6 protein-coding genes are annotated in these 4,270 nt (G+C 67.7%); 4 read left to right on the top strand and 2 right to left on the bottom strand.

Annotation, left to right across the window (positions count from 1 at the left end; translation table 11 throughout):
- Positions 1-99: 99 nt before the first annotated feature.
- Entirely contained in the window at positions 100-450 is a 351-nt protein-coding gene (locus NQ160_RS19615) for a DUF485 domain-containing protein (RefSeq protein WP_257516790.1), read from the bottom strand.
- A gap of 178 nt (positions 451-628) precedes the next feature.
- Between NQ160_RS19615 and NQ160_RS19610 the strand changes: the two genes are divergently transcribed.
- The 4 genes from NQ160_RS19610 (at position 629) to NQ160_RS19595 (ending at position 3,361) form a co-directional block, all read left to right on the top strand.
- Positions 629-1,486 carry a helix-turn-helix transcriptional regulator gene (locus NQ160_RS19610; protein ID WP_257516789.1) on the top strand — a complete coding sequence of 286 codons (858 nt, stop codon included), beginning with the start codon at positions 629-631 and terminating at the stop codon, positions 1,484-1,486.
- A gap of 65 nt (positions 1,487-1,551) precedes the next feature.
- Positions 1,552-1,908, top strand: a complete 357-nt coding sequence (locus NQ160_RS19605) for a histone-like nucleoid-structuring protein Lsr2 (protein WP_257516788.1) — start codon at positions 1,552-1,554, stop codon at positions 1,906-1,908.
- Between the two features lie 5 nt (positions 1,909-1,913).
- Positions 1,914-2,693 (top strand): alpha/beta fold hydrolase, encoded by a 780-nt coding sequence (locus NQ160_RS19600; protein ID WP_257516787.1) that lies wholly within the window; start codon positions 1,914-1,916, stop codon positions 2,691-2,693.
- Complete coding sequence (locus NQ160_RS19595; RefSeq protein WP_257516786.1) at positions 2,690-3,361, top strand: esterase/lipase family protein; 672 nt, start codon at positions 2,690-2,692, stop codon at positions 3,359-3,361. Before NQ160_RS19600 ends, NQ160_RS19595 begins: the two co-directional genes overlap by 4 nt.
- An 18-nt stretch (positions 3,362-3,379) precedes the next feature.
- On the opposite strand, the gene NQ160_RS19590 is transcribed toward NQ160_RS19595, so the two are convergent.
- Entirely contained in the window at positions 3,380-4,249 is an 870-nt protein-coding gene (locus tag NQ160_RS19590; protein ID WP_257516791.1) for a carbohydrate ABC transporter permease, read from the bottom strand.
- Positions 4,250-4,270 lie beyond the last annotated feature (21 nt).

Here is a 4,270-nt window from a genome sequence, read left to right as displayed (position 1 = left end):
ACAGCGTCACCGCGACGAACGCGCCGAAGATCGAGATGTTGAGGATGGGGTTGTTCTCCGCGGTCTGCACCGCGGCGTCGATCGCGCCGAAGATCTCGTTCATGCCCCCGCCTCCTGCTGCTCCAGCTGCTCACGAATCGCCGTCGCCTGAGGGTCCAGCTTGCGGTTGGCATACCAGACATAGGTCATGGTGATCACGAAGGTGGTCACGAACTGCCCCAGGCCGAAGAGCAGGCCCACCGTGATGTCCCCCGAGACGCGCTGGCTCATGAAGTCGGTCGCAAAGGACGACAGCAGCACGTAGACGAAATACCAGACGAGGAACGCCACGGCCAAGGGAAAGACGAAACTGCGCTGACTGCGCTTGAGATTGCGGAATTGCGGTGAGTCCTCCACCGCGACGTAGTCGATCGCGCCCGGCGGGGCGGTCTCGTTGGGTCGTGCGGTCATCTGTGCGGCCTCCTTGCCACTCGTTCTGTCCGCTCGGGAGCACCGCGCCTGTGCGGGGCTTCCCCTCGCGAGGGGTCTCACAACCCACGGAGAGCCCGGGATCTGCCCCCCGCCGCGTGATAGCGTCGACGCTACGAAAGTCGGCGAGGGCGCCGTCACCCCCGGAAGTAGGTAGTGCGTGGCCGCACAAACCGGATTCGACACCGATGACCAGCTGATAGCGCGTGCGGTCGGCGACCTCTCGCGCCGCACCCGATTCCCCGTCGTCTTCGGCGGACTCGAACGTTCCGGCGCCATTCACGTCACTGCCATCGCCGGCGCCCGCACGCGCAGCATCGAGGGGCTTGTGGTGCAGGCCAGCAAAGGTCTGGGCGGAGCCTCCTTCGTGGAGGGTCGCCCCCGCCTGGCACTGGATTACCGCACCAGCCGCAGCATCACCCACGATTACGACCGCGCCATCCTCGGCGAGGGCATATCAACTCTTCTGGCCGTACCGGTGATGGTGTCGGGGCGTGCGCGAGGCATCATCTACTGCGGCTCCTGGCAGCGCTCCCCCGTCGGCGACGTGGTGTCACGGCCGGTGTTCGCGGCCGCGGAGTCACTGTCGACCGAGTTGCGCGTGCGAGACGAGGTGCGCCGTCGACTGGCGCTCTCACCCCCCACCGAGGCCGCGGCGCGGCTGCCCACTGCAGCGCGTGAAGAGCTCCGGGAGAGCTACGCCGAGCTGCGCAGCATCGCCGCGTCGGTGCAGGATGCCGGCCTGCGCAACCGGCTCACACAGCTCGAGAAGCGGCTGGCGGCCCTCTCGGCCGACGGCAACCGCCCCGCTGAGCGGGTGGAATCCACCCTCTCGCCGCGCGAAGTCGACGTGCTGGCCTGCTGCGCGCTCGGCTCGACGAACGCCGAAATCGCGACGACGCTCGGACTGAAAGAGGGCACGGTGAAGTCGTACCTCGCCTCGGCGATGTCGAAGCTCGACGCCTCCACCCGGCACGCAGCTGTGACGCGCGCGCGGCGCGTCGGAATCCTGCCCTGATAACACATCATGAGAAATGCGAGGGGGCCTGTCGTAACAGGCCTTATCGACAGTATGGTGTGCGCATGGCCCGCAGAATTGTGCACCAGCTCGTCGACGACCTCGACGGAACCGAACTCGAGGTCGGCTCGGGTGAGACCGTGCTTTTCTCGCTGGACGGCATCGCTTATGAGATCGATCTGACCGACGAAAACGCCCAGGCGCTGCGCAATGCTCTCGAGCCTTACGCGTCGGCGGCGCGTCGCGTCTCGGGCGGCCGCGGAGCATCGTCAGCCGGCAGCAACGGCGGACGAAAGCGCCGCCGCACCGGCCAGAACGACTATGGCCCGATGCGGGAATGGGCCAAGGCGAACGGTTACACCGTCTCGGAGCGGGGCCGCGTGCCGGCCGCCGTGATCGAGGCCTACGAAGCCGCCCACTGATCGGCGTGACGCGGGGCGTTTCTCCGGAGCGCACCGAGCAGCGAATTGTGCGCGGTTCGCTGCAGTTCCGCGTGGTCTCGAGCGGCACACCGTCGTCGGTGTCTCGACCGCCCATAGTGCTCGTTCACGGCATCGGAATGTCGCACCGCTATCTGACTCGGCTGCACGATGTGCTGGCGGCGGACGGCACCGTCTTCTCGATAGACCTGCCGGGCTACGGCGGCATGCCCAAGCCCGACCATGATGTCGACGTCGCCGAAATGGCTGCCGAACTCGCCTCGGTCCTGAATTCTCTCGATATCGCCCCGGCGGTGCTGGTGGGGCATTCGATGGGTGCGCAGTGGGTCGTCGAGGCGGCCTGCCAGAGCCCCGGGTCCGTCGCCGGCGTCGTCGTGATCGGCCCCGTCTCGGACGACCGTCACCGCTCCTTCCCCGCCCAGGCCAGCGTGCTGGCGCTGGACACCCTCGGTGAGTCCCCGATCACCAACGCGATCGTGTTCACCGACTACATCCGGTGCGGCGTGCCGTACTACCTCGCGCAGGTGCGCCACATGCTGACCTACCCCATCGAGCAGCGGGTGGGCGATCTCGCCGCGCCTCTGCTGATCATCCGCGGCGAGCACGACCCGATCGCGGGCCTGTCCTGGTGTCGCCGACTGGCAGCGCGCGCCGGCGAGGCGGCGGTGGTGATGATCCCCGGCGGTCATCACGTGGCGCATCGCACCGCACCCAAAGCCGTCGCGTCGGCCATCGTGGCGCATATCGGCGTGCCGGCGGCGGTGTGATCGACGCCGCAAAGGCTGCCGCCTGGTGGGTGCGGGACTACGCATACGCTTCGGCGTGGCAGATACGGGCGCTGTTCAACCGCACCGATCCCGAATCCTTCCTCAGCGGCGAGCGCACGCCGGTGATCGTGCTCCCCGGCATCTACGAGACCTGGAAGTTCCTCCAGCCGCTCGTCGCGGCGATCCACGAGCGCGGGCATCCGGTGCACGTGTTGGATGCCCTGCGCCGCAACGAAAGCCCCGTGCTCGAGGCGGCCGAGCAGGTGACCGCGTACCTCACTGAGCAGAACCTCCGCGACGTGATCATCGTCGCCCACAGCAAGGGCGGCCTCATCGGCAAGCAGGTCATGATCGGCCCCTCCGCCGACCGGGTGCGCAGCATGCTCGCCGTCTCGACGCCCTTCGGCGGCTCCCGGTACGCCCTGCTGATGCTCCCGCCCACCCTGCGCATCTTCTCCCCGATGGATGCCACGATCGTGGCGCTGGCCCGCCAAGAGACGGTCAACTCCCGCATCGTGTCGGTCTACGGCCGGTTCGACCCGCACATCCCCGAGGGCAGCGAACTGCCCGGCGCGAAGAACGTCAAGCTCGAGACGGGCGGACACTTCCGCATCCTCGCCCACCCGCGGGTGCCCGCGGAGTTCACGCTGCTCGCCCGGGCTCGCTGACGACTGCCCGCGGCATCCTCACCCCTTGACCGCCCCCTGCGTCACGCCCTCCACCACCCACCGCTGGGTGAACAGGTAGACGATGATCGCCGGGGCCATCGCCATCAGGTACGAGGCGAACGCGACGTTGTAGTTGTTGCTGAACTGGGTCTGGAAGATGTTCTGCACCACCGGCAGCGTCTGCGACCCCGGGTCCGAGATGATGAGCGACGGCATCATGAAGTCGTTCCATGACGCCAGGAAGGCGAAGATACCGACCGTGGCGCTCATGGGCGCCAGCAGCGGGAAGATCAGCTGCCAGAACGTCTGCCACGTGCTGGCGCCGTCGATGCGGGCGCTCTCCTCGAGCTCGGCGGGGATCGAGCGCAGGAACGCGGTGAAGAGCAGGATGCTGAAGCTCAGCTGGAACATGATGTGCAGGATCGTCACCCCGACCGGGTTGTCGAGCCCGGTGAGCCCCGTCAGCTGGATCTGCGGCAGCGCGACGACGGGGAACGGCAGGAACATCGCCGCGAGCAGGTAGTAGAAGGAGTACCGGAAGAGCTTGCGGTCCCAGTTGCGCGAGATCGCGAACGACGCGAGGGCCGCCAGCAGCACCGTGCCCGCGACCGTGAAGGCGGTCACGAGCGCGGAGATGAGGAACGCGCGGGGAAAGTCGGTCAGCTCCCACGCCTCGACGAAGCCGTCGATGCTGAACGGCGCCGGCAGCGAGAACGCGTTGCCGTCGACGGACTGCGACCTCGTCTTGAACGCCATCGACACCGTGACGTACAGCGGCACCAGCACCGTCAGCGCGCAGAGGATGAGGATGACGGTGCCCGACCAGTTCCACCGCTCCCCCCGCTGGCGGGCGGCGGGCTTCTTGCGGGGACTGTCGCCGTCGAGCACGCGCTCGGCGTTGACGTCTTC

Source organism: Microbacterium sp. zg.Y909 (assembly GCF_024626565.1).
The sequence above is the reverse complement of the archived record's forward strand: the minus strand, read 5'-3'. Positions and strand labels throughout refer to the sequence as shown.